This is a genomic window from Thauera sp. K11, assembly GCF_002354895.1.
Taxonomy (GTDB): Bacteria; Pseudomonadota; Gammaproteobacteria; order Burkholderiales; family Rhodocyclaceae; genus Thauera; species Thauera sinica.
In genome coordinates this window covers 3,508,396-3,532,167 of record NZ_CP023439.1, presented here as the reverse complement: position 1 = coordinate 3,532,167, position 23,772 = coordinate 3,508,396, and the positions used below count along the sequence as shown (strand labels likewise).

At 64.6% G+C, this 23,772-nt stretch carries 16 protein-coding genes; all 16 read right to left on the bottom strand.

The window, feature by feature from the left end:
* Positions 1–28 precede the first annotated feature (28 nt).
* The 16 genes from CCZ27_RS23590 to gcl all read right to left on the bottom strand — a co-directional run bounded on the left by CCZ27_RS23590 (position 29) and on the right by gcl (position 23,509).
* Complete coding sequence (locus CCZ27_RS23590) at positions 29–718, bottom strand: hypothetical protein (RefSeq protein WP_157748597.1); 690 nt, start codon at positions 716–718, stop codon at positions 29–31.
* Positions 719–727: 9 nt separating this feature from the next.
* A complete protein-coding gene (locus CCZ27_RS15435) occupies positions 728–4,195 on the bottom strand; it encodes an RHS repeat-associated core domain-containing protein (protein WP_198363136.1) in 3,468 nt (1,155 codons plus the stop codon).
* Between the two features lie 61 nt (positions 4,196–4,256).
* Positions 4,257–4,976 (bottom strand): SMI1/KNR4 family protein, encoded by a 720-nt coding sequence (locus CCZ27_RS15430; RefSeq protein WP_096449594.1) that lies wholly within the window; start codon positions 4,974–4,976, stop codon positions 4,257–4,259.
* A 2-nt stretch (positions 4,977–4,978) separates the two neighbouring features.
* A complete protein-coding gene (locus CCZ27_RS15425; protein ID WP_232516438.1) occupies positions 4,979–5,869 on the bottom strand; it encodes an IS630 family transposase in 891 nt (296 codons plus the stop codon).
* A 51-nt stretch (positions 5,870–5,920) separates the two neighbouring features.
* The gene (locus CCZ27_RS23585; protein ID WP_157748596.1) at positions 5,921–6,184 is read right to left on the bottom strand and encodes a hypothetical protein; all 264 of its coding nucleotides are present in this window, start codon (positions 6,182–6,184) and stop codon (positions 5,921–5,923) included.
* 24 nt (positions 6,185–6,208) lie between these two features.
* On the bottom strand, positions 6,209–10,750 hold the full coding sequence (locus tag CCZ27_RS15420; RefSeq protein ID WP_096449592.1) for an RHS repeat-associated core domain-containing protein: 4,542 nt from the start codon (positions 10,748–10,750) through the stop codon (positions 6,209–6,211).
* A 24-nt stretch (positions 10,751–10,774) separates the two neighbouring features.
* The gene (locus CCZ27_RS15415; protein ID WP_157748595.1) at positions 10,775–13,861 is read right to left on the bottom strand and encodes a transglutaminase-like domain-containing protein; all 3,087 of its coding nucleotides are present in this window, start codon (positions 13,859–13,861) and stop codon (positions 10,775–10,777) included.
* 26 nt (positions 13,862–13,887) lie between these two features.
* Complete coding sequence (locus tag CCZ27_RS15410) at positions 13,888–14,697, bottom strand: hypothetical protein (RefSeq protein ID WP_096445229.1); 810 nt, start codon at positions 14,695–14,697, stop codon at positions 13,888–13,890.
* On the bottom strand, positions 14,694–15,965 hold the full coding sequence (locus CCZ27_RS15405) for an MYXO-CTERM sorting domain-containing protein (protein WP_096449588.1): 1,272 nt from the start codon (positions 15,963–15,965) through the stop codon (positions 14,694–14,696). The genes CCZ27_RS15410 and CCZ27_RS15405 overlap by 4 nt, the downstream gene beginning before the upstream one ends.
* A 241-nt stretch (positions 15,966–16,206) precedes the next feature.
* Positions 16,207–17,625: a pyruvate kinase gene (gene pyk / locus CCZ27_RS15400; protein ID WP_096449586.1), complete on the bottom strand. Its 1,419-nt coding sequence runs from the start codon at positions 17,623–17,625 to the stop codon at positions 16,207–16,209.
* Positions 17,622–18,038: a GlcG/HbpS family heme-binding protein gene (locus tag CCZ27_RS15395; RefSeq protein ID WP_096449584.1), complete on the bottom strand. Its 417-nt coding sequence runs from the start codon at positions 18,036–18,038 to the stop codon at positions 17,622–17,624. Before CCZ27_RS15395 ends, pyk begins: the two co-directional genes overlap by 4 nt.
* Before the next feature lie 38 nt (positions 18,039–18,076).
* On the bottom strand, positions 18,077–19,339 hold the full coding sequence (locus CCZ27_RS15390) for a glycerate kinase type-2 family protein (RefSeq protein ID WP_096449582.1): 1,263 nt from the start codon (positions 19,337–19,339) through the stop codon (positions 18,077–18,079).
* Between the two features lie 23 nt (positions 19,340–19,362).
* Positions 19,363–19,785: a DUF3830 family protein gene (locus CCZ27_RS15385; RefSeq protein ID WP_096449580.1), complete on the bottom strand. Its 423-nt coding sequence runs from the start codon at positions 19,783–19,785 to the stop codon at positions 19,363–19,365.
* Between the two features lie 115 nt (positions 19,786–19,900).
* The gene (locus CCZ27_RS15380; RefSeq protein ID WP_096449578.1) at positions 19,901–20,788 is read right to left on the bottom strand and encodes a 2-hydroxy-3-oxopropionate reductase; all 888 of its coding nucleotides are present in this window, start codon (positions 20,786–20,788) and stop codon (positions 19,901–19,903) included.
* Positions 20,789–20,835: 47 nt separating this feature from the next.
* Positions 20,836–21,615, bottom strand: a complete 780-nt coding sequence (gene hyi / locus CCZ27_RS15375; protein ID WP_096452654.1) for a hydroxypyruvate isomerase — start codon at positions 21,613–21,615, stop codon at positions 20,836–20,838.
* A gap of 118 nt (positions 21,616–21,733) precedes the next feature.
* Positions 21,734–23,509: a glyoxylate carboligase gene (gene gcl / locus CCZ27_RS15370; RefSeq protein ID WP_096452652.1), complete on the bottom strand. Its 1,776-nt coding sequence runs from the start codon at positions 23,507–23,509 to the stop codon at positions 21,734–21,736.
* Positions 23,510–23,772 lie beyond the last annotated feature (263 nt).

The window sequence follows — 23,772 nt, the reverse complement described above, 5'->3', positions numbered from 1 at the left end:
CTGCGCATCCGCTGGTCCAAGTCACAACTTATTTTCCAGTTCGTTTCACTATCTCATCAAGCAAGAACTCCAACTCTTTCTCAGAGTAATTGAGTCCAATGGCTAAATATGTTGCCAGCATTAACAGCCTTTCATTGCTTGCCTGAATGTACACAGCGGAATCCTTCTCCCAAATGCGATAATTCATCAGGCGGTCTAATGTAAGAATGAAAGATGGAAACCCCGCTTTAGAAAGTCCAATCCTAATCTTACTGCTCTTGATTTTTTTATAAGCCTTTAGCAGACTATCTCTCGCAGACCCCACAGATCGATAGTGTAAAGCTGGATCAAGAAATAGATTAGGGTTTTTGGGCTTTCTTCTTGTGCCGCCAATATTTTTTAGAAGCTCAAGCAAGAAGTCTTGGCGAGCAGATTGCCGACTGGCTTCCCATTTTTCAATCTCGGATGGATCAAGCTCTCTATTAATCGCATCTTCTGTGGCAGAAAGAAGTTTTTTTGGAAAATCAATTCCATTTTCAATATATATCGCAGCAAGCGCAATAACCTCGTTGTTTGTTACTGTATCGCCGTGATTTATTGAATCACCCCATTGCAGAAAGAAACGATTCGCGGCCTCATCATAACTAATCGCGCCGTGACCTTCTGTCCAGCTACTCCATCGTTCCTTAACGTCAAGCCCTTCATCGCACTCAAACGGATTCACCCCCCAAGCGCCCATTCGTTGCTCCTATTTTCTATACACACCATTTGCTATTCCAGCAATGGGTTGTGATGGGTAAAGATTCGCGCTTGCCCCTGTTATTGACCCAGCGGAAATCGGATTCCAAATTGATTGCGCAGGAGTTGCGATCGAGGTGATGTTACCCAGTGTTGGATTGTTCAACAATCCAGATCGGGCGGATCCAATAGGGTTTACCACATTTAGCACGCCTGTCGCATTAACTCCGCCCATATTATTCAATGTCAATTGCTCGGCAACTTCCCGGCTAGTCTTGCTGCCGCTTACCGCAGCCCTTACAGCATCGTCAATGGATGATATTGGTTTTGTGGCATCTGCGACATGAGTGGCTAGGCGCGTACTTAATTGCCCAGATTGGCCAACATAACTTGCACCACCTTGCTCAAGAAAATAAATCCCACTGGTTATTTCTGCCTGAGCTGCCGAACCGCTGCTTGCTGTCAATTTTGTTATGAGTGGAGCCGCAATGTGACGAGCTTGGTAAAGCTGGATTGCTTTGCTGGTAAGACCCGCCCCAACACTGCCTAGGGCTGCATCTCTTGCGGCGTCTTGCCATGTATATTCTTGGTCAGTAAGCATGGATATTCCGTAACCCATTGCTACGCTAATGCCACCACCAACCAACAGGTTTGCGAACTTTCCTTCCGGATCATTCGCATTGACCGGGTTGTTGCCAACATAGGTATAGAAATTGACATCCCCCGCCGCGAATCCGAGTGGGTCTTCGGAGATGAACCGGTCGATGCCCAGGCAATAGTACCGTGCGCGATAGTAGTAGCATCCATTGCCGTCATCCTCGCGCCCGCTGTATTTCAACCGGTTCGGACTGCTCCCTGAGTTCGTGAGCACGTTGCCGAAGGCCCCATAAGCGAGGTGCTGGATCGTGCCGCCGTTGTGCCCCGTCACCGCCGTGGTGTTGGTGAGCGCGTCGTGGTGAAAGAGATAGGGCTTCGTCTTGCCCTCGCCGTCCTTGAGGAAACCGGCGACCAGTTCGTCAGTGCCGGCGCCCCGGAAGTAGCGTTCGACCAGTTCGCCACCGCGCTCGACCGATTCCAGATGCTCGCCTTCGAGGAAATAGCTGCGGCTGCCGAGGCTCCCGCCGCTGCGCCCGATCCGATAGTCCATCGGATCGTAGGTGTAGGACTCCGCTCCTGCCGTCTTCAGCCGGCCCTTGGCATCCCACGTCAGCGCCTTCGCGCCGGCCCCGGTCTGGCTGGCGAGCCGCCCTTCGTGGTCATGCACAAAGCTGGATTCCACCGTGCCGCCCGTGCCGCCGACGCGGATATCCAGCAGCCGGTTGGTGCCCGCCGTGTAGCCGTAGTAGCGCGTGTTCGCGTTCGGCGCGAGGCTGCCCCTGGTGTGCGTGAGCCGGTTGCCGACCGCGTCGTAGGTAAACGCTTCGTCGTTCGTCGCACCCGGGTAGTCAGCCGTTTTCAGGCGGTAGAGGGCATCGTAGGCGTAGGTCGTCGTGCCCGCGCCGTCGGTCCGGGTGAGGATGTGGCCCACCCGGTCGCGCGTGTAGGTGGTGTCGGAGACCAGGGTGTTGGCGGCGTCGTACTGGGTTTCGCGGGTGAGCGTGCCGTTGGCTTCGTACTGGTAGGTGCTCCGCGCGCCGTTGGCGGTCACGCGCGAGAGCATCCGCCCGGCCGGATCGTACTGGTAGTCGACCTGGGTGTAGTCGGGGTTGCGGAGCATCACCAGCCGGTTGGCGGCATTGTAGACATAGTGGGTCGTGCTGCCCTGATAGGTCGTCTTGGTGAGGAGGTTGCCCGCCGCGTCGTAGGTGAAGCTCAGGCTGCGGCCGCGGCTGTCGAGCTTGGCGGTGGGCCGGTTGAGCACGTCGTACTGGAAGGTGTAGCTCACCGCCCCGTTGGCCGCGGCGCTGCGGTTGCCCGCCGCATCGTAGGCGAAGGTCTCCGCGCTGCCGTCCTTGAGGTAGTCCACTCGAGTGAGGCGGTTGCCCGTGTCGAAGCTGTAGCGGGTGACCTCGGCGAGGCGGTTGGTCTTCTCATAGACGTTGCCCGCTTCGTCCGCCTTGTAGGCAAGGCTCTTGCCGGCATGATCCGTCTCCGCGGCGAGACGGCCCAGGTCATCGTAGGCGAAGGCCCAGGTCTTGTTCGCGGCATCGGTCACCGCCAGGCGGTGGCCCGCGAGGTCATAGGTGAAGGCCGTTTCGCCGCCCAGCGCATCGACGATCCGGGTCACGCGGTTCAGTTCGTCGTACTGGCGGAATTCCGTGCAGCCGTGGCTGTTCTTGGGCTGCAGCCCGGCCTGGGCGTTGGCGTCAGTGGTGCAGACGAGGTTGCCCGCCGCGTCGTACTGGAACTCGCTGCGATAGCCCCTGGCGTCCACTGCGGCGGTCTTGCGGCCCAGCGCGTCGAACTCGAAGACCACGGTCTCGGTGTTCGCGTTCGTGAGGGCGATCGCGTCGCCGCGCTGGTTGTAGGCGGTCTCGGTGCGGTAGCCGGTGGCGTCCTCCACCGCCGCCTTCCGGTTCATCGCGTCGTATTCGACACGCGCGGTGTGGCCCTCGGCATCGGTCACCGCCACCACGTTGCCTGCCGCGTCGTAGGCGTAGGTGGTCGCATGCCCTGCGGCGTCGGTCTCGGTCTTGACCCGGTCGGCGGCATCGAACGTCCGGGTGGCCACGTCGCGCACGTCGAAACTGCCGTCAGGGCGCTTGTAGCGGTGCGTGATCTTCCAGAGCTGGCCGTTGGCGTCGAAGCTGTTGATGACTTCGTTGCCCAGCGGATCGGTCGCCTTGACGACGCGGTCGAGCGCGTCGTAGTCGTAGCGGGTGGTCAGGTCGAGGAGCGTCGCATTGGTCGGGCTCGTGCGGCGCTTGAGGGTCTCGGTTCTCTTGCGGCCCAGCGCATCGTAGGTGTAGGTGCGGGTGACCGTGGCGCCCGACGGCATGCCGACCGTCTGCTGCTGGCTCACGTTCAGTCCGTTGTCGGTGTAGCTGAGCCGCGTCTCGACGTAGCGCGTGCCGTCCAGGTATTGGCGGCGGTGGGCGAGCGTGGCATCGCCGTTCCAGCACTGGCTCGCGAGCAGCACATTGCCCGATCCTGCCAGGGTGCTGATGCGCGTCTCCTTCGGGCGTCCGGCATGGTCGCAGCCGCTGGTCGCCGTGCCGAAGGTCGTCGTCGTGACCGTGCCGCGCTTGTCCTTGACCGTGGCGACCTGGTCGAGCGGGCCGTAGCCGTAGTCGATGGTGCGCCCGAGCGCGTCCTGCTCGCGGGTGACGTTGCCGTAGGCATCGGACGTGCCGGTGAAGGCGCGATCCAGCCGGTAGCTGTAGCGGGTCGCGTAGCCCAGCGCATCGACCTTCGCGCTGCGAATGGCGTCGGCCTGGTTCTCGAAGTTGAGGATCGCGCCGTCGGCCTCGACGAGCTTGGTCATCCGGCCGTTCTCATCGTAGTCGTACTGGCGCACGCCGCCGCGCGGATCGGTCACCCGCGTACTGCGGCGGAAGAGGTCGTAGTCGAGGAGCGCAAGGTGGAGAACTTATGCATCGTTAATTGTAGAACCTTCGTACTTCACTATCCAAATCATTTATCAGCCCCTCAAATGACTCAGCAACAAAGTGCACATTGCGATAATTTGGGGGCACTTGCTCCGCATACCAATCCCACAAATAGACGCTTCCGAAATCTTTTCCCGAGAGTGCCAAGCAGATAACACTTCCCGAACCATCGCAAGCAATCGGAAGGAAATCACTCGGAATTCTATTTGCCAATACTCTATAGTTCCACAGAATACTACGCGGATCCAATTTTTCGATAAGCTGAAAGAAGGAGTGCACAGTGTCAGTGACCTCTTTTACATTTCGATGCCCCGGTTCTCTTAACTCCTTGACCCTGTGCATCTGGGCATACAGATTTCCTTTTGCGTTGCTCTGGTGAAAGCGGCTAATAGCACTATGCCTCCCCGTAATTAGATGAACATCGTAAGGCACCAACTGCAGTTTCTCCCCGTTTTCAACATGATGCCAAATGTAGCCTTCGGGTGTTTTAACAAGGCCACTGGCTTTATTGGCTGACGATTCACCTTCAAAGTAGCGTTTCAGTTCTGATTCAACACACATCCAAAAAACAGCTGGATACGTTTCTGGAGTCCCACCGTTATGAATGAGCAGAAACCTTCGGTACTCTGAAGGCAGTGCAAAGCCAATTTCATGCTCAAAAGCATCAATGTCAGCTTCCGACAAAGAGGGGCCAGCATGCAGAAGATTCATTATTAACCCGGCAATAAGTCGGAATTGAGTTCCGGCGCATAGGGCGGCAGGTAAAACAGCTCGATCTTTCCGACATGCTCAGCGACCCACTCACGAACACGGTTGGCACGATGCACACGCAGGTTGTCGACGATCAGAAACACCTTACGCTGCGCGTCCTGGATCAGATCCTGCAAAAAGACGATGAAGCGCTCGGCATCGATGGCCCCCTCGAAGAACGAGAAACGCACCAGCCCCTGGTTGGTGATCGCCGAGATCATCGAGATCGAGCCACGGCGAGCGGCCGGAAGGGGCAGTTCCGGCGTCATCCCCGCCGGCGAGTAACCGCGCACCCAGTTCGAGTCCTGGCGAATCGCCGTCTCGTCGCCCCAGTAAATCTCGGCGTCCTCAGCCTTGGCGCGCGTGACGATCTTCGGGTATTCGTCCTCGAGCCACGCCTTGAGCCGAGCTGGATCCTGTTCAAGTGCGCGCTTGACTGGTCGCTGCGGCGTGAAACCCCAGCGTCGAAGGTACTCGCCAACCGTGCGAATGGGCATATCGATACCGTACAGCTGCTTGATCGCAAGCATGACCGCACGACGGTTCCACAGCGCAAATTCGAGTTGCAACTGCGCGGGGCTCGAACCGATGATCCTCAAGCGCAACTGCTCTTCTTGAACCAGCGTCAGTGTTCGCCCCGAGCCATGGCGGCGGCCACGCTGCCCGCCCTTGATGACGGTATCGACGCTGTCCGCTTGGGCACGCCGCGCCCATTTCAACACCGTGCCAACATGAACCCCGCAAACCTCAGCGATATGAGCCCATGTGTAGCCCTGCTTGTGAAGCACAAACGCCTGGCGGCGAATATGTTCGAGGGTCTCAGGCGGCAGCTTTCTGGCATCGATCTTGTCCATGCCGGAATCTTAACAGAATCTATTTGATTGCCGGGTTAATAATAGAAGCTATCAGACAAAAGAAATCGCCTCAAGAAATGAGGCAATAGCAATGCGCGCGCTTTCTTTTAGCGTTTTCTTTTTCTTTAACCATTGATAAATGAACACGGGAAACGCCCATAGAACGAAAAATGAAATTTCGACTGCAAATATCGCAACCGCTACCCCCCTAATTATCGGAGACCAAGGGTTGAATAAACACGCAAAAGCCAACACTTGGAGTGCAATAAGAATCTTAAACCACGGAAACGATGAATTATTTCCATTTGGGTTCATCGACCAGCCTCCATATTTTTATATCTATTTGTTATAAACAGACTTCAATAAAGAACTCGGATCGCTCGCGTAAGAAGAATTGGCCCCAGAAGACACTAAATTCGGCAGTCTACTCTCGATGGAATTGACTGTGGAGTAAGTCTTACTAAGATCAAGATTGTATTCTGGCAAGACAGGACCTATTCCAACCCCAGCTGCCGTCGTCCCGACCTTCAGTTGTGCAACCAAACCCAAGCTTCCAAGAGTATTCGCGGTGCTTTGGCTTAGCCCAGAGCTCAAGGCAACAGCTTTAAGAGCGCCCTGAGCTCCCCCAGGAATTGCTCCTAATGCTCCCGTGACTCCCACTTCTGTCAAATTGATTTGTCCCCTATTGCCGAAGAATTGTCCAGAAGCGCTACCGCCTGCTGCGGAAGCTACCCCGATGGCTGCACCTTTGGCTACTAGTGCAGTACTTGATGCAGCCACACTCGCGCCGAACGTCAAGCCTGCTACTGCACCGAATACCCCACCTGCCAGCGCACCTTTCCAAGTGGCTGACCAATCCCCTCCGGATTTAATGAAGGCTGTCATGCCTCCTCCTATACCTCCAATAATCGCTCCACCAGCACCAGCAAAGAGGTTGACTGCCTCGCCGCTCGGATCATTCGCATTGACCGGGTTGTTCCCTACATAGGCATAGAAATTGACATCCCCTGCCGCGAACCCGAGCGGGTCTTCGGAGATGAACCTGTCGATGCCCAGGCAATAGTACCGTGCGCGATAGTAGTAGCACCCATTGCCGTCATCTTCGCGCCCCGTATATTTCAACCGGTTCGGACTGCTCCCTGAGTTGGTGAGCACGTTGCCGAAGGCTCCATAGGCGATGTGCTGGATCGTGCCGCCGTTGTGCCCCGTCACCGCCGTGGTGTTGGTGAGCGCGTCGTGGTGGAAAAGATAGGGCTTCGTCTTGCCTTCGCCGTCCTTGAGGAAACCGGCGACCAGTTCGTCAGTGCCGGCGCCCCGGAAGTAGCGTTCGACCAGTTCGCCACCGCGCTCGACCGATTCCAGATGCTCGCCTTCGAGGAAATAGCTGCGGCTGCCGAGGCTCCCGCCGCTGCGCCCGATCCGGTAATCCATCGGATCGTAAACGTAGCTTTCCGCGCCGGCCGTCTTCAGCCGGCCCTTGGCATCCCACGTCAGCGCCTTCGCGCCGGCTCCGGTCTGACTCGTGAGCCGCCCTTCGTGGTCGTGCACAAAGCTGGATTCCACCGTGCCGCCCGTGCCGCCGATGCGGATGTCCAGCAGCCGGTTGGTGCCCGCCGTATAGCTGTAGTAACGCGTGTTCGCGTTCGGCGCGAGGCTGCCCCTGGTGTGCGTGAGCCGGTTGCCGACCGCGTCGTAGGTAAACGCTTCGTCGTTCGTCGCACCCGGGTAGTCAGCCGTTTTCAGGCGGTAGAGGGCATCGTAGGCGTAGGTCGTCGTGCCCGCGCCGTCGGTCCGGGTGAGGATGTGGCCCACCCGGTCGCGCGTGTAGGTGGTGTCGGAGACCAGGGTGTTGGCCGCGTCGTACTGAGTTTCGCGGGTGAGCGTGCCGTTGGCCTCGTACTGGTAGGTGCTGCGCGCGCCGTTGGCGGTCACGCGCGAGAGCATCCGCCCGGCCGGATCGTACTGGTAGTCGACCTGGGTGTAGTCGGGGTTGCGGAGCATCACCAGCCGGTTGGCGGCGTTGTAGACGTAGTGGGTCGTGCTGCCCTGGTAGGTCGTCTTGGTGAGGAGGTTGCCCGCCGCGTCGTAGGTGAAGCTCAGGCTGCGGCCACGGCTGTCGAGCTTGGCGGTGGGCCGGTTGAGCACGTCGTACTGGAAGGTGTAGCTCACCGCGCCGTTGGCCGCGGCGCTGCGGTTGCCCGCCGCATCAAAGGCGAAGGTCTCCGCGCTGCCGTCCTTGAGGTAGTCCACTCGAGTGAGGCGGTTGCCCGTGTCGAAGCTGTAGCGGGTGACCTCGGCGAGGCGGTTGGTCTTCTCATAGACGTTGCCCGCTTCGTCCGCCTTGTAGGCAAGGCTCTTGCCGGCGTGATCCGTCTCCGCGGCGAGCCGGCCCAGGTCATCGTAGGCGAAGGCCCAGGTCTTGTTCGCGGCGTCGGTCACCGCCAGGCGGTGGCCCGCGAGGTCATAGGTGAAGGCCGTCTCGCCGCCCAGCGCATCGACGATCCGGGTCACGCGGTTCAGTTCGTCGTACTGGCGGAATTCCGTGCAGCCGTGGCCGTTCTTCGGTTGCAGCCCGGCCTGGGCGTTGGCGTCAGTGGTGCAGACGAGGTTGCCCGCCGCGTCGTACTGGAACTCGCTGCGATAGCCCCTGGCGTCCACTGCGGCGGTCTTGCGGCCCAGCGCGTCGAACTCGAAGACCACGGTCTCGGTGTTCGCGTTCGTGAGGGCGATCGCGTCGCCGCGCTGGTTGTAGGTGGTCTCGGTGCGGTAGCCGGTGGCGTCCTCCACCGCGGCCTTCCGGTTCATCGCGTCGTATTCGACGCGCGCCGTGTGGCCCTCGGCATCGGTTACCGCCACCACGTTGCCTGCCGCGTCGTAGGCGTAGGTGGTCGCATGCCCCGCGGCGTCGGTCTCGGTCTTGACCCGGTCGGCGGCATCGAACGTCCGGGTGGCCACGTCGCGCACGTCGAAACTGCCGTCAGGGCGCTTGTAGCGATGCGTGATCTTCCAGAGCTGGCCGTTGGCGTCGAAGCTGTTGATGACTTCGTTGCCCAGCGGATCGGTCGCCTTGACGACGCGGTCGAGCGCGTCGTAGTCGTAGCGGGTGGTCAGGTCGAGGAGCGTCGCATTGGTCGGGCTCGTGCGGCGCTTGAGGGTCTCGGTCTTCTTGCGGCCCAGCGCATCGTAGGTGTAGGTGCGGGTGACCGTGGCGCCCGACGGCATGCCGACCGTCTGCTGCTGGCTCACGTTCAGCCCGTTGTCGGTGTAGCTGAGCCGCGTCTCGACGTAGCGCGTGCCGTCCAGGTATTGGCGGCGGTGGGCGAGCGTGGCATCGCCGTTCCAGCACTGGCTCGCGAGCAGCACATTGCCCGATCCTGCCAGGGTGCTGATGCGCGTCTCCTTCGGGCGTCCGGCATGGTCGCAGCCGCTGGTCGCCGTGCCGAAGGTCGTCGTCGTGACCGTGCCGCGCTTGTCCTTGACCGTGGCGACCTGGTCGAGCGGGCCGTAGCCGTAGTCGATGGTGCGCCCGAGCGCGTCCTGCTCGCGGGTGACGTTGCCGTAGGCATCGGACGTGCCGGTGAAGGCGCGATCCAGCCGGTAGCTGTAGCGGGTCGCGTAGCCCAGCGCATCGACCTTCGCGCTGCGAATGGCGTCGGCCTGGTTCTCGAAGTTGAGGATCGCGCCGTCGGCCTCGACGAGCTTGGTCATCCGGCCGTTCTCATCGTAGTCGTACTGGCGCACGCCGCCGCGCGGATCGGTCACCCGCGTGCTGCGGCGGAAGAGGTCGTAGTCGAGGAACTCGCCTTCGCCCAGCGCGTTGGTCTGGCTCATCGCGCGGCCGTTCTCGTAGTAGGTGAAACGCGTTTCGACGGCCTTGCCGTCACGCTGCAAGGGCTTGGTGATGCGGGTGAGCAGGTGCCTGGTGTCGTAGCCGTAGGTGAGCGTGTGCGAGAGCGGATGGGTGGTGCTCGCGAGGTTGCCCGAGCCGTCGTAGGCGAAACGCCATTGACGACCGCTCCAGTCGGTGACGTCCTTCAGCCGGCCATTGGGATCGTAGGTGAAGGTGAGGCCCGTACGGTTCGGGATGCCGAGGTTGTCGGTGATCGTCGAAAGCCGCCCGTTGGCGTCGTAGGCGAGCGTGAGGCGGTCGCCCCAGGCGTTGTCGATGTACTTCAGGCGCGCCGTGACGTTGGGCGTCGTCTTCAGGTTGCCGCTCGGCGTCTCGAAGACGTACTTCACGCCGTTGCGGAACGTCAGCGTGTGCTGGCCGGCGGCCGGGCTGTCCAGGGTGAGGGTGTCGTGAATCCCCTGGGGCGCGGTGATGGCGTAACTGGATTCGTTGACGAGGAAATTCTGTTCGCCGCCGCGCTCGTCGGTGTAGGTGACCGAACTGGTCTTGCCGTTGCCGTTCTCCGGCTTCTGGCTGGTCGCGCAGTTGGGGCATTCGCCGAAGTCGTTCGACTTCAGCCGCATCATGTAGCTATGCACCCAGCCATACCCCAGGCCGCGATCCACCTTGGTGACGGGCAGGCTGTTGTAGGTGCGCGTAAAAACGATGTTCAGCCCATTGCGGCCGCGGATCGTGAAATCGGTCTCGTCGTGATAGTTGTTGCCCGTCACCGTCGAGATGGGGTCCGAGGTCGAGGGCGTGCGCAACCAGTCGTTGTTCACCGCACTCACCAGTATCTTGTCGGTGAAGGACGCGTTGTTGTAGGCAACCACCGGCGGCGTGCCGGGATTGACCGGCGGCACCGACGGGATGATGGGCTTGGCGGCCGTCACGAAACCCCCCGCCATTGCGGGGGCCGCGGTCGTCAGCGTGAAGGCGGCGAGCGTCAGGCCGGCAACGATGCGGCGCACGCGTGGATGTCGAGTGGACATGATGGATCGTTCCTTCCGCAGACCTCAGTCCGCATCGCTCTGGTTGGAGATGGCGTAGCTGGACGACTTGTAGCTGCCATCCGAGTTGAACTCGTTCAGCAGATGCACGTTGAAGAGATAGCCGTCGCCTTGCGGCATCCGGCTCGGCAGCACGTATTCCACGAGGCCAGGTTCGGCGCCGTAGTAGGCGCCCTGCAGCGATTTGAGGAATCGCACCGGATACTCGTTGGCCGCCTTTGTCGCAGCGTCCCGGAACAGGTACAGCGAGGGATTGAAACCCTTGTTCCGGTCGAGGAAGTCAATCAGGTCGATCGCACCGGCGATGGCCGGCTCGAAGCACTGGGTCCTGAGGCTGGACAGCAACTGGGTCGGGGTACCGCTGAATGTCTGGCCGTTGCAGGCCTGGATGCTGATTGCGTCGGAGGTGTTCACCCCGTTCAGGGCAAAATCCATGAGGCCTTCGATCACCCGGTTTTCCCGCGCCCAGAATGCCTGGCCCCCAATGGCATTGTTGTTCACGATATACGGGGTGCCCGACTGGTTGTACGCCATGCCACTGGCGACGAGCTGAATCACCAGATTGTCGGTGTCCGATATGTAGGCGATTTTCTCGACTCGGGCTGTCGCTGCCGTGTTGTAGGGTATCTGGCTCGGATAGCTGACGACCCTGAAAGCCGGGTTGCTGGACGTCATGCCGGTCAATGTGAAGCTGTACCCCTGCGCAGGAATGGGAATGTCCCATGTCGTCTTATTGGACGTGGCCAGGTAGAGGCGAGTCAGGATGTTGTATGTGTTGTCAGGCAGCGGCGGGTTCTTCTCGTTGTACGTGAGACGATGGGTCGTCGAATCGAGGCGGCTCACGCCTACCGAGAAACCAGACGGCGGACTGGTCACATCGGCCCTGACGATGTCGTAGTTTTGCGTTCCCACGTCGGTCTGGATGTTGGTCTTGGGCTGTCCTTCACTCGGCTGCCGTTCAAGCAGGAAGTTTTCGACGTCGTCGTAGCTCTTGATGACGGACTGCACGTTGACGGATACCCAGAACTGGTCGGGTTCGGCATTGAGCACGCTGGCGGAGACGCCACTGGCGTTGGCGCGGATGATGTCCAGCCCGGCGGCAGCGGGATTCGATCCGGTGTATTCCCACGTGTAGATCCTGCGGCCGAACAGCGTGTATTCACGCGGCGTGTAGCCGGCCGGTGGCGTGCTCTTGAAACGCCAGGCATCGAGCGCCGCGGGAAGCGGATCGACCGACGTACTGCGTTTCAGCGTGAGCAGACTGTGCCCCTGGCTCAGGCTGGTCTGGAAACCGCGCAGGGTGGAGATGGCATCGAGCCCCGTGACCTTTTGCCAGACCTCGTGCTCGTGGGCGGACAGCGCATGGCCCACGAACAGAAAGGTGGACGACGGCGCCCGGCTGACCGTTTCGCGCTTGTAGGTCCCCCCGGTCTGGTAGGCCTGCAGGTCGATCAGCAGACCTTCGGGCGCGATTCCGAAGCTGGTCTCGCCCAGGTAGTGGGCGGCCTGCGCGGTACTCAGAATGCCCCCCGAGGACTGCAGGAGGTCGATATGGTTGGTCAAGAGCGTATATCGATCCACGGAGTGCTTGAGGGACCTCACGTAGAGCCGCGAGGCCACGTCGAGCAGGCCGCCAACCAGGGCTTCGCGAGCCTGGGCGTGATTGCCCAGCAGCGTATCGCCCGTATCCACGGCGCCATTGCCGTTGCGATCGACGTACACCGCACCGCCCGAATCGACGACCAGCGGATACTGGTCATTCGCTTCGTTGAGCCGGGTGTAGGCACGCTTGACCTGATCCCAGTTCGAGACCTCGGCGCCGGTGGCAAGCACGAAGTACCCGCCAATCGTGAGGTTGTCGTACTTTGCGGAAACCGCGGCGGAATCCTGGTCGATATTGTCGAACGAGACCGTGGCCGTCACGCGGCTGCCCGCGCCGAGCGTCCGGGTGGAACCATCGGTGCAACTCACCTGCTGGCTGCCCAGGGTGACGGTGCTGCCCTGTTGTACGCCGTCGAGCTGGAAGCCGAAACGGGTCTGGCCGCCATCGGTCAGGGTGCCAAAGGTGAGCCGCGAGCTCGCGAGCACCGCGAGCGGCACCTGAGCCGACGGCAGCACATGGGCGGTGTCGCCGCAGTCGTCGACTTCGAGCGTGACCGAAGCCATCCGGCGCCATCGCGTGGAAATTGCGGCATCGTGGTCGTCGACCGAGGGGTAGCGGCCCGTTGTGGTCGCTGCAAAGGGGAGTGACGCCGGCAGCAGGCCACTGTCGTCGGCGACGATTTCGCCCACATCGGCCACGTCGTCCAGCGTGACGCCGGCGTGATTCGCCTTCAGGTAGGCTTGGGCCTTTTCCTCGAAGATGGTGATCGGGTTCTTGTTTTTCAGGCTCGCATCGTGGTTCGGGCTCGCCGGGTTGTCGGCGTTGTAATAGGCGGTGAAATCGAAGCCGACATCCCTCAGCAGCAGATGCTTGTCCGGATGGGCATAGCGCTTTTGCTTGAAGGAGGGGTCGAGTGCCACCCAGCGGCAGTCGACGCTCTCCGCGGCGCATGTAGCGGGCGCCGCGCCACGGTAGGCACGGTAGGGCACCAGGGCCTCGACCCAGGTACGCTCGATGGTCATCGTGGTATCGGTGTTCGCGGTGTAGATGACCCCCTGGGAACCGAGCACGGTGGGCAGAAGCGCGATGTTGTCCACGCGAAGCTGGTTGGCAAGCGGGTTCTTCTGAATGGTGGCCGAACCCAGTGCGTAACGCGCCTTGATGCCTTGCGAGCGCAGCATCGCGATGAGCGTGGAGGCGAGGTCTACGTCGTTGCCGACGAGCCCGCCGAAACTGTTGATCGAGTCACTGCGCGCGCCGTAATACGGGGTGTATTCCGCATGGTTGCGCAGGTAGGCGTAGATGTCCGCAGCGTTGCCCAAGGCGGCGGCCTTGTTGCGCAAGACCTGTGCCGCTTCGCCCCGGAAACGGATTTCGCGGGTTTCGCACAGCAGCGGGTCTTCTGCGGTGTCGAGACAGAGTGCCTGCGCGCTGGCAGCACTCGCCGCAAGCAGGATCGATACGACACATCTGGGGAAGGAAATCTTCATGGCGGCACGCGCTTCCTTGTCCGGGCTCACTTGCGGGGGGCTGATTGGCGAACGTCCGGCCCGACATCCACTGGCACCTGCCGGATCGACGGGCTCGAAGGCTTGAGCGCCGGCGGCTCGGGCGCTTCGAGGGCGCGGCGCAGGCGGCGGACCTCGGCCAGGCGCTGGGCCGGCTCTTCGGGCAAGGCGTCGAGCCGCTCCAGCACCTGATCCCACTGGCGCTCCACTGCATCCGTGTCGGCAACGACTCGTTCTCGCCGCTGCAGCCCGCGCGCTGCGGCGATGCGCGAGCGCGCTTCGCTTTGCTTTTGCGCCAGGTGTTCCATGGCTGCCGCGTTGCGCCCTCCCGCCTTGCCCGTCAGCTCGGACCAGTTGAACACCTGTGGTGCGGGCTGCGGCATGGCGGGTGCCGCCAGCGGTCGCGCAGGACGGGAGGGGTCGAATCTGAAATCGACGGGAACGTCGGCCGGCACCAGCTTGAGATCGATGCGTGGCACCGGCTGGTCGCGCTTCTGGCTGCCGCCGGCCAGCAGGCGCGGATGCATGACCTCTTCGGTCAGGGACTGCTCCAGTTCCTTCAGCGCGTCCTTCACCGGCGCCAGGCGGGCGCGCTCCTCCGCGGCTTCCTGATCCGCGACCGCGCGTTCGGTCGCCATGGCCTGCAACACGCGGCTGCCAACCATCTGCAGCGTCTGGACCTGCCGGGGATTCAGTACCTCGGGCGGGATGGCACCACTGCGGCCGACGGCGGGCGGCTCGGCGCCCGCCGGGATAGCGAGCAGGGAAAGGCTGCCTGCCAGGAAGAGGCAGGTGAGGGCTGTGCGTAGCGGGGTCATGAACCTCTCCGGTTGCGCGAACGGCGCATGGCGCCCACAAAGGCCGCGCCCAATGCAGCCAGCGCCCAGGCCGGCAGCGGGGTTTCGCCCATGGGCATCGACGTGCCGCCCGCGCTGCACCCGGCGCAGGGATTGCCGGCCAGATCGGTGGTTGCGAGCTGGGTCAGGCCATTCAGGGGCGAGGTGTCCGTGATGCTGTTGTTGGCGGCATGGAGCGCGGTGAGACTGGTGGCGTACTCCAGCCCGGCCAGGCTCGTCACCCCGCTCCCCGAGATGTCGAGCGAGGTCAGCTTCGCCAATTCACCGCGATTGAGATGATCCAGCGCCCCCCGGTTGAGCGCCTTGTTGATGGCTGCCCGCAGGGCTTCGTCGGGGACTTCGACGCGCAGGCGCTGCGCAGCAAGATCACTGCCGGCCGCCACCGCGAGGGCCTGCAGGGCCGAGGCGGTGGCGTGGATGTCGCCGCCCCAGGCGCCGTCGCTTCCCTGCTGGGCGAGTACCCCGTTCATCAGCGCGATGCCGCTGGAAGACGCCGGATCGCGCGCCAGCAGGGCCTGGGCGGCCAGCGCGCGCATCTGCACCGGCGCCCCGGCGCCGACCTGGGCCGCGAGCGTCGCCGCCGCATTGGCCAGGGGCGTGGCCAGCGTGTTGTCCTGGGCCCGGTAGGGAACAAGCGCCAGGATGACCATGGCGTTGGTCGTGGCGTCGCTGGCGGTGTTCTGGCTGATGGACCAGCCCTTGTCGGTGCCGGTGAGCTGGGCCCCCTTGAGGTAGGAGATGGCGGCGGACGTATCGACGGTCTGGCCGCTGACGCCGATCGCCTGCAGCGCGAGCGCGGTATCGAGCGGCGAGCCGTTGTAGGCGGCGGTGAGTCCCCATCCGCGATTGAAAGGGGCGCCGGGGCGCTGTTCGCTCAGCAACGCCTGGAGGTCGTTCGAGACCACCGCGCCGCTCTCGGCCAGCGCCACCATCCGCCGCGCGCGGTAGTCGATGTTGCCGGTCTCGTGGTTCTTCAGCCAGGCGATACCCGCGTAGTAGGCGGCGTCGCGCCGGTTCATGGCGTGCAGCGCGCGCACGGCCAGGGCGGTATGCACGGGTTTCAGGCCGGGCGCGTTGCCCCAACTGCCGTCGCTCGCGTCCTGCCGGGAAATCAGCCAGTCGGCAGCCTGCCGGCCGGCCAGTCCGTAGTCGCCCGCCGCGAACGCCGGGACGGCGCTGGCGGCGAGCAAGGTGCCGGCAAGCGGCACGGCGATGAAACGACGAAGCACGGGCGCTCTCCCCAATCGATCGGCATTGGAGAGTACGCCTTCATCATGACCCGGAGATATATCCGGCATGATCCACACGAGCTAAGACTTAGGTGATAGACCCGGTTCGGGTAGCCTCCCATCACGTCATCCCCGCATCACTTCGATGGGCTGCCGGAACCTGCCGGAGCGATGCGCTCCGGTTCGGCCACGCACAGTCCCCACGCGCAACCGCCGCCCTGGTGGTCCAGGGGCCACCGGATCAGCGCGGAATGCGCTCCACATGCAGCAGGTTGGTGCTGCCGCTGCGCCCGAAGGGCAGGCCGGCGATGACGACGATGTTGTCGCCCGGCGCGGCGAAGCCATGGCTCACCGAGGCGCCGGCCGCGTGCGCGACCATCTCGGTGACGTCGGCCACCTGCTCGAACGGGATCGGATGCACCCCCCAGGCCAGGGCCAGCCGGCGCGCGGTGCCGAGCTGCGGCGTCAGCGCCAGGATGGGCGCCACCGGCCGCTCGCGGCTGGCGCGCAGCGCGCTGAAGCCCGACGAGGTGTAGGCGACGGTAGCGGCCGGTTCCAGCAGCGCGACCACGCGGCGCAGCGCGCAGCAGATCGCGTCCGGCGTGTTGGCGCCGGCGGGCGTGTGGCTCGCTTCCAGGCCCTCGCGCCAGGCCGGGTCCTGCTCCACCTCGCAGATGATGCGGTGCATGATGCCGACCGCCTCCACCGGATACTGGCCGGAGGCCGATTCGGCGGACAGCATCACCGCGTCGGCGCCGTCGTAGATCGCGGTGGCGACGTCGGAGGCTTCCGCACGGGTGGGCACCGGCGCGCTGATCATCGATTCCAGCATCTGCGTCGCCACCACCACCGGGCGGCCGGCGGCGCGCGCGGCGCGCACGATGCGCCGCTGCAGCACCGGCACCTGCTGCGGCGGCAGTTCCACGCCGAGGTCGCCGCGCGCCACCATGATGCCGTCGGCCAGCGCGACGATGGGTTCGAGATGCTCGATCGCCGCCGGCTTTTCCAGCTTGGCCATGATCCAGGCGCGGTCGCCGATGATCTCGCGCGCCTCGCGGATGTCTTCGGGGCGCTGCACGAAGGACAGCGCCACCCAGTCCACGCCCAGCGACAGGCCGAAGTCGAGGTCGGCGCGGTCCTTGGCGGTGAGCGGGGAGATCGGCAGCACCACGCCGGGCACGTTGACGCCCTTGCGGTCGGACAGCACGCCGCCCACCAGCACGGTGGTGTCGGCGAAATCCGGGCCGAAGGCGTCCACGCGCAGGCGCAGCTTGCCGTCGTCGAGCAGCAGGTCGGTGCCGGCCTCGAGTGCGGCGAAGATCTCCGGATGCGGCAGGTTGGCGCGGTGCTCGTCGCCGTCCTCCGGCGACAGGTCGAGGCGGAAGCGCGCGCCGGGGGCCAGCACGACCTTGCCGGCGGCAAAGCGGCCGACGCGCAGCTTGGGGCCTTGCAGGTCCATCAGCACGCCGATCGGGCGGCCGAGTTCCTGCTCGACCTGGCGGATCAGCTCCAGGCGCTCGGCATGGTCGGCGTGGCTGCCGTGGCTGAAGTTCAGGCGGAACACGTCGGCGCCGGCCTCGGCCAGCGTGCGGATGCGTTCGAGGGTGGAGCTTGCCGGCCCGAGCGTGGCGAGGATGCGGGCGCTGCGTTCGCGTTTCATGCTGCCTCCCTGGGCGCAGTGACGGCGGCGACGCCGGCGCGCGCCACCTGGGCGTCTTCGCCCGATTTCACGCCCGACACGCCGACGGCGCCGATCACCGTGCCGTCGATGACGATGGGTTCGCCGCCTTCGAGCGGCACCACCGGCATCCTGAGCGCGGCGAAGCGGCCGTTGTTGACCATCTCTTCATAGACGCGGCTGGGCTTGCCGCTCAGCACGCAGGTGCGCGCCTTTTCCGGCGCCACGGCGGCGCTCATCGGCGCCGCGCCGTCCATGCGCTGCAGCCACAGCGCGTGGCCGCCGGCGTCGCACACCGCGATGCTGACGGCCCAGCCATTGGCCAGTGCCTCGGCCTCGGCCGCCGCGGCGATGCGCTTCACGTCGTCCAGCGTCAATGCCTTGATGTCCTTCATCTGCTTGTCTCCTTGCTCGTTCTCGTGGCGGCGCCGGATCAGGTGATCAGGATGGCGCGGAAGTCGTTCACGTTGGTCAGCGTCGGGCCGGTGACGAGCGAATCGCCGAGCGCTTCGAAAAAGCCGTGGCCGTCATTGTCGTCCAGGCTGTCGCGCGGACGGATGCCCCGCGCCCAGGCGCGCTCGAGCGTGTCCGGGGTGACGAAGGCGCCGGCGATCTCGTCCAGCCCGTCCACGCCGTCGGTATCGCCCGCCACCGCATGGATGCCGGGTGCGCCGTCGAGTGCCACCGCGAGCGACAGCAGGAATTCGACGTTGCGCCCGCCGCGGCCCTTGCCGCGCACGGTGACGGTGGTTTCGCCGCCGGACAGCAGCACGCAGGGCGGCGGCACCGGCTGGCGGTGCTTGGCGACCTGCAGCGCGATGCCGGCCATGACCTTGCCCACGTCGCGCGCCTCGCCCTCGATGCCGTCGCCCAGCAGCACCGGCGTCACGCCTTCCAGCGCGGCGACCTTGGCGGCGGCCTTCAGTGCCAGTTGCGGGGTGGCGACCAGGTGGGTGGAAACGCCGGCGAGGCGGCCGTCGCCGGGCTTGACCGTCTCGCTGGCGCCGCTCTCGAGCAGCCGGCGCGCGCCCTCGGGCAGGTCGATGCCGTAGCGGCGCACGATCTCCAGCGCGTCGGCGCAGGTCGTGGGGTCGGCCACCGTGGGGCCGGAGGCGATGTCGATGGGGTCGTCGCCGGGCACGTCGGAGATCAGCAGGTTCACCACCCGCGCCGGATGGCAGGCCGCCGCCAGGCGGCCGCCCTTGATGGCGGAGAGGTGGCGGCGCACGCAGTTCATCTCCGAGATCGTCGCGCCGGATTTCAGCAGCGTGCGGTTGATCGCCTGCTTGTCCTCCAGCGTGATGCCTTCGCCGGGCAGCGGCAGCAGCGCCGAGCCGCCGCCGGAGACGAGGCAGATCACCAGGTCGTCTTCGGTGAGGCCGCGCACGAACTCCAGCAGGCGTCCGGCGGCCTCGCGGCCGGCGGCGTCCGGCACCGGGTGTGCCGCCTCGACGATCTCGATGCGCTCGCACGGCACCGCGTAGCCGTAGCGGGTGACGACCAGGCCCTGCAGTTCGCCCGGCCAATGGCGCTCCAGCGCCCGCGCCATCGCGGCCGACGCCTTGCCGGCGCCGATGACGAGGGTGCGGCCGCGGGGCGGCTCGGGCAGGAAGCGCGGAATGCAGTGTTCGGGCTGCGCCGCGTTCACCGCGGCGGCGAACATGTTGGCGAGCAGCTCGCGCGGGGTGAGGTTCATGTCGGTGTCGCTCCGTCGTTGCGTCAGCGCTGGCCGGGATCGCTGAAGCGGATCGGCTGCGCGCCCTGCCACAGCACCCGGCGGCCCATTTCCATCAGCCGCCCGCCGCCCTCGACCACGGTCAAAAAGTGGTTGCCGGCCAGTTGCCCCATCTTGCTCGCGAAGCAACTGCTGCCGTAGGCGAACAGGATCTCGGTTTCCGAGAAGCCGCCGGGGTAGAGCAGGATATCGCCGCGCGAGGGGTGGCTGGTGTGGTTCTCGAAGCCGAGGCGGGTGTCGAAGTCGCCCAGCGGAATCCAGACCGCCTCGCCGCTCCAGCGCGAGTGGATGACCTGGTTGGCGAAGGGCAGCAGTTCCAGGAAGGCGGCGCAGGTGCGGGGCGCGGCTTCTTCTTCGAGGCGGGCGACGAAGCGGATGTCTCCGACTTCGATGGCGAGATGACGCATGACGTGCTCCTCTGGTGGCCCCGCCGGGCGCTGCGCCCGGCGGGGCGGGCCGGTCCTTGCCTGCCCTTTGTCGTTGTCCGGCGCGGTCCGCGCCGCGTGCCGGCGAAGCGCCCGCCTACCTGCCGCCGATCTCGTAGTTGGCCATGCGCTCGAGCGCGCGCACCATCGCCGAGTGGTCCTGGCCGGCGCCGCCGTGCGCGGCGCAGGCGTTGAACAGTTCCTGCGCGGTGGCGGTGTTGGGCAGCGACACGCCGAGCTGGCGCGCGGTGGTCAGGGCCAGGTTGAGATCCTTCTGGTGCAGCTCGATGCGGAAGCCCGGATCGAAGGTGCGCTTGACCATGCGCTCGCCATGCACTTCGAGGATGCGCGAGTTGGCGAAGCCGCCCATCAGCGCCTGGCGCACCTTGGCCGGATCGGCGCCGGCCTTCGCCGCCAGCAGCAGGGCCTCGCCCACCGCCTCGATGTTGAGCGCGACGATGATCTGGTTGGCGACCTTGGTGATCTGGCCGTCGCCGTTGCCGCCGACCAGGGTGATGTTCTTGCCCATCAGGTCGAACAGCGGCTTCACTTCGTCGAAGGTGGCCTGGCTGCCGCCGACCATGATGGTCAGGCTGGCGGCCTTGGCGCCGACCTCGCCGCCCGACACCGGGGCGTCGAGGTATTCGCAGCCCAGCGCGTTGATGCGCCTGGCGAATTCCTTGGTCGCGACCGGCGAGATCGAACTCATGTCGACCACGATCTTGCCCTTGCTCAGGCCGGCGGCGACGCCCCTGGGGTTGAACAGCGCGTCCTCGACGTGCGGCGTGTCCGGCACCATGGTGATGATGATGTCGGCGTTGCGCGCCACTTCGGCACCGTCGGCGCACGTCTTCGCGCCCGCCTCGATCAGCGTCTTCGGCGTTTCGCCGTGGGTGAAGGTGTGGACCGTGTGGCCGCCGGCGATGAGGTGGCCCGCCATGGGGGCGCCCATGATGCCCAGTCCGATGAAGCCGATGTTTGCCATTTCCTGCGTCTCCTGATGCTCGTTGGTGGATGCTCGTGTCCGTGCCGTCAGCCGGCCAGCGTCTCGATCCAGCCCAGGCCGGCGGCGGTGCCGGCGGCCGGCTTGTATTCGCAGCCGATCCAGCCGTCGTAGCCCAGCCCGTCGATGTGGCGGAACAGCCACGGGTAGTTGATCTCGCCGGTGCCCGGCTCGTTGCGGCCCGGGTTGTCGGCGAGCTGGATGTGGGCGATGCGCGGCAGGTACCTGGCGATGGTGTTGCCGAGTTCGCCTTCCATGCGCTGCGCGTGGTAGATGTCGTACTGCACGAAGAGGTTGTCGGAACCGACCTCGTCGAGCAGGGCGATCGCCTGCGCGGTGCGGTTCAGGTAGAAGCCGGGGATGTCGTAGGTGTTGATCGGCTCGACCAGCAGCCGGATGCCGGCTTCCTTCAGTTGCCCGGCGGCGAAGCGCAGGTTGTCGACGAAGGTGGCGCGCACCTCGTCGGCATCGGCGCCGGCCGGCGCGATACCCGCCAGGCAGTTGACCTGCTTGCAGCCCAGCGTGGTGGCGTAGTCGATCGCGCGGCCCACGCCGTCCTGGAATTCGCCGACGCGGTCCGGGTGGCAGGCGATGCCGCGCTCGCCGCCTTCCCAGTTGCCGGCGGGCAGGTTGTGCAGCACCTGGGCCAGGCCATGCTGCTGCAGGCGCCCGGCGAGTTCGTTCTTGTCGAAGGCATACGGGAAGAGGTATTCCACGCCCTTGAAGCCCGCTTCGGCGGCGGCCTGGAAGCGGTCGAGGAAGGCGACCTCGTTGAACAGCATGGTCAGGTTGGCGGCAAATTTCGGCATGTCGGTCACTCCGGACAGGGTTGCGGGGTGTGGGATGTCGCGGCCAGGTCCACTCCGGCGTACGTGGAGGGAGGAGGGAGCGTAAGCACCGGAGCGGGCCTGGCAGCGAACACCTGCATCAATCGAGCATCGAGACCGCGGTCGGCGCGTCGGCGCCTTTTTCTGCGAGTTCCTCGAATTCGTTGATGGCGTTGATCTCGGTGCCCATCGAGATGTTGGTGACGCGCTCGAGGATGATCTCGACGACCACCGGCACGCGGAATTCTTCCATCCACTGCCTGGCCTGGGCAAACGCGGGCTGGATGTCCTCGGGCTTGCGCACGCGGATTGCCTTGCAGCCCAGGCCCTCGACCACCGACACGTGGTCGACGCCGTAGCCTTCGGTCTGCGGCGCGTTGATGTTCTCGAACGCGAGCTGCACGCAGTAGTCCATGTCGAAACCGCGTTGCGACTGCCGGATCAGGCCGAGGTAGGCGTTGTTCACCAGCACGTGCAGGTAGGGCAGCTTGAACTGCGCGCCCACCGCCAGCTCCTCGATCATGAACTGGAAGTCGTAGTCGCCGGAGATCGCCACGACCTTGCGCTGCGGGTCGGCCGCGCACACGCCCAGCGCCGCCGGCACGGTCCAGCCGAGCGGGCCCGCCTGGCCGCAGTTGATCCAGTGGCGCGGCTTGTACACGTGCAGGAACTGCGCCGCGGCGATCTGCGACAGGCCGATCGTGCTGACGTAGCAGGTGTCCTTGCCGAAGGCGCGGTTCATTTCCTCGTACACGCGCTGCGGCTTCATCGGCACGTCGTCGAAGTGGGTCTTGCGCTGCAGGGTGCGCTTGCGTTCCTGGCACTCCGCCACCCACGCGCCGCGGTCGCGCAGCCGGCCGGCGGCCTTCATCTCGCGCGCCACTTCCAGCAGGCGGTCGAGCGCCGCGCCGGCATCGGACACGATGCCGTAGTCGGGGCCGAACACGCGGCCGATCTGCGTCGGCTCGATGTCGACATGCACGAACTTGCGGCCTTCGGTATAGACCTCGACCGAGCCGGTGTGGCGGTTGGCCCAGCGGTTGCCGATGCCGAACACGAAGTCGGAGGCCAGCATCGTCGCGTTGCCGTAGCGGTGCGAGGTCTGCAGGCCGACCATGCCGGCCATCAGCGGATGGTCGTCGGGGATGGTGCCCCAGCCCATCAGCGTGGGGATCACCGGCACGCCGGTGATCTCGGCGAATTCCTGCAGGCGGGCCGCGGCGTCGGCGTTGATCACGCCGCCGCCGGCGACGATCAGCGGGCGCTCGGCGGCGTCGAGCATCTCCATCGCCTTTTCGGCCTGGGCGCGGGTGGCGGCGGGCCTGTAGGCCGGCAGCGGCTCGTAGGTGTCGATGTCGAACTCGATCTCGGCCATCTGCACGTCGAACGGCAGGTCGATCAGCACCGGCCCGGGGCGGCCCGAGCGCATCAGGTGGAAGGCTTGCTGGAACACGCGCGGCACCAGGGCGGGCTCGCGCACGGTCACCGCCCACTTGGTCACCGGCTTGGCGATCGATTCGATGTCCACTGCCTGGAAGTCTTCCTTGTACAGGCGGGCGCGCGGCGCCTGGCCGGTGATGCACAGGATGGGAATGGAATCGGCGGAGGCCGAATACAGGCCGGTGATCATGTCGGTGCCGGCCGGGCCCGAGGTGCCGATGCACACGCCGATGTTGCCCGGGTTGGCGCGGGTGTAGCCCTCGGCCATGTGCGAGGCGCCCTCGACGTGGCGGCCGAGGATGTGATTGAAGCCGCCGTTCTTCTTCAGCGCCGAATACAGCGGGTTGATCGCGGCGCCGGGCACGCCGAACACGGTGCCCACGCCTTCCTTGCGCATCACCGCGGCGGCGGCGTCGACTGCTCTCATACGGGCCATCTTTGTCTCCATTGCCATTGTTGGTCGAGGATGGCGCAAGGTTAGAGGCATGCCCGCGCCTGTTGAATGCCAGCGCCCGTCGCTTCTGCCGATACTTTAGGTATCGAACGGCTCCGTCGCTCCGCCGTCTTGCCTATGCGGCTGATAACGGCCTGAACCCTCCGACGACGAACTGCGCATCGGCTGCCGCGAGGTGCTCGGGCGGGGGCGGCGCATGGCCGCGGCGCGGCCATCGCGGCTAACATCGCGGTTCCGCCGGGGCA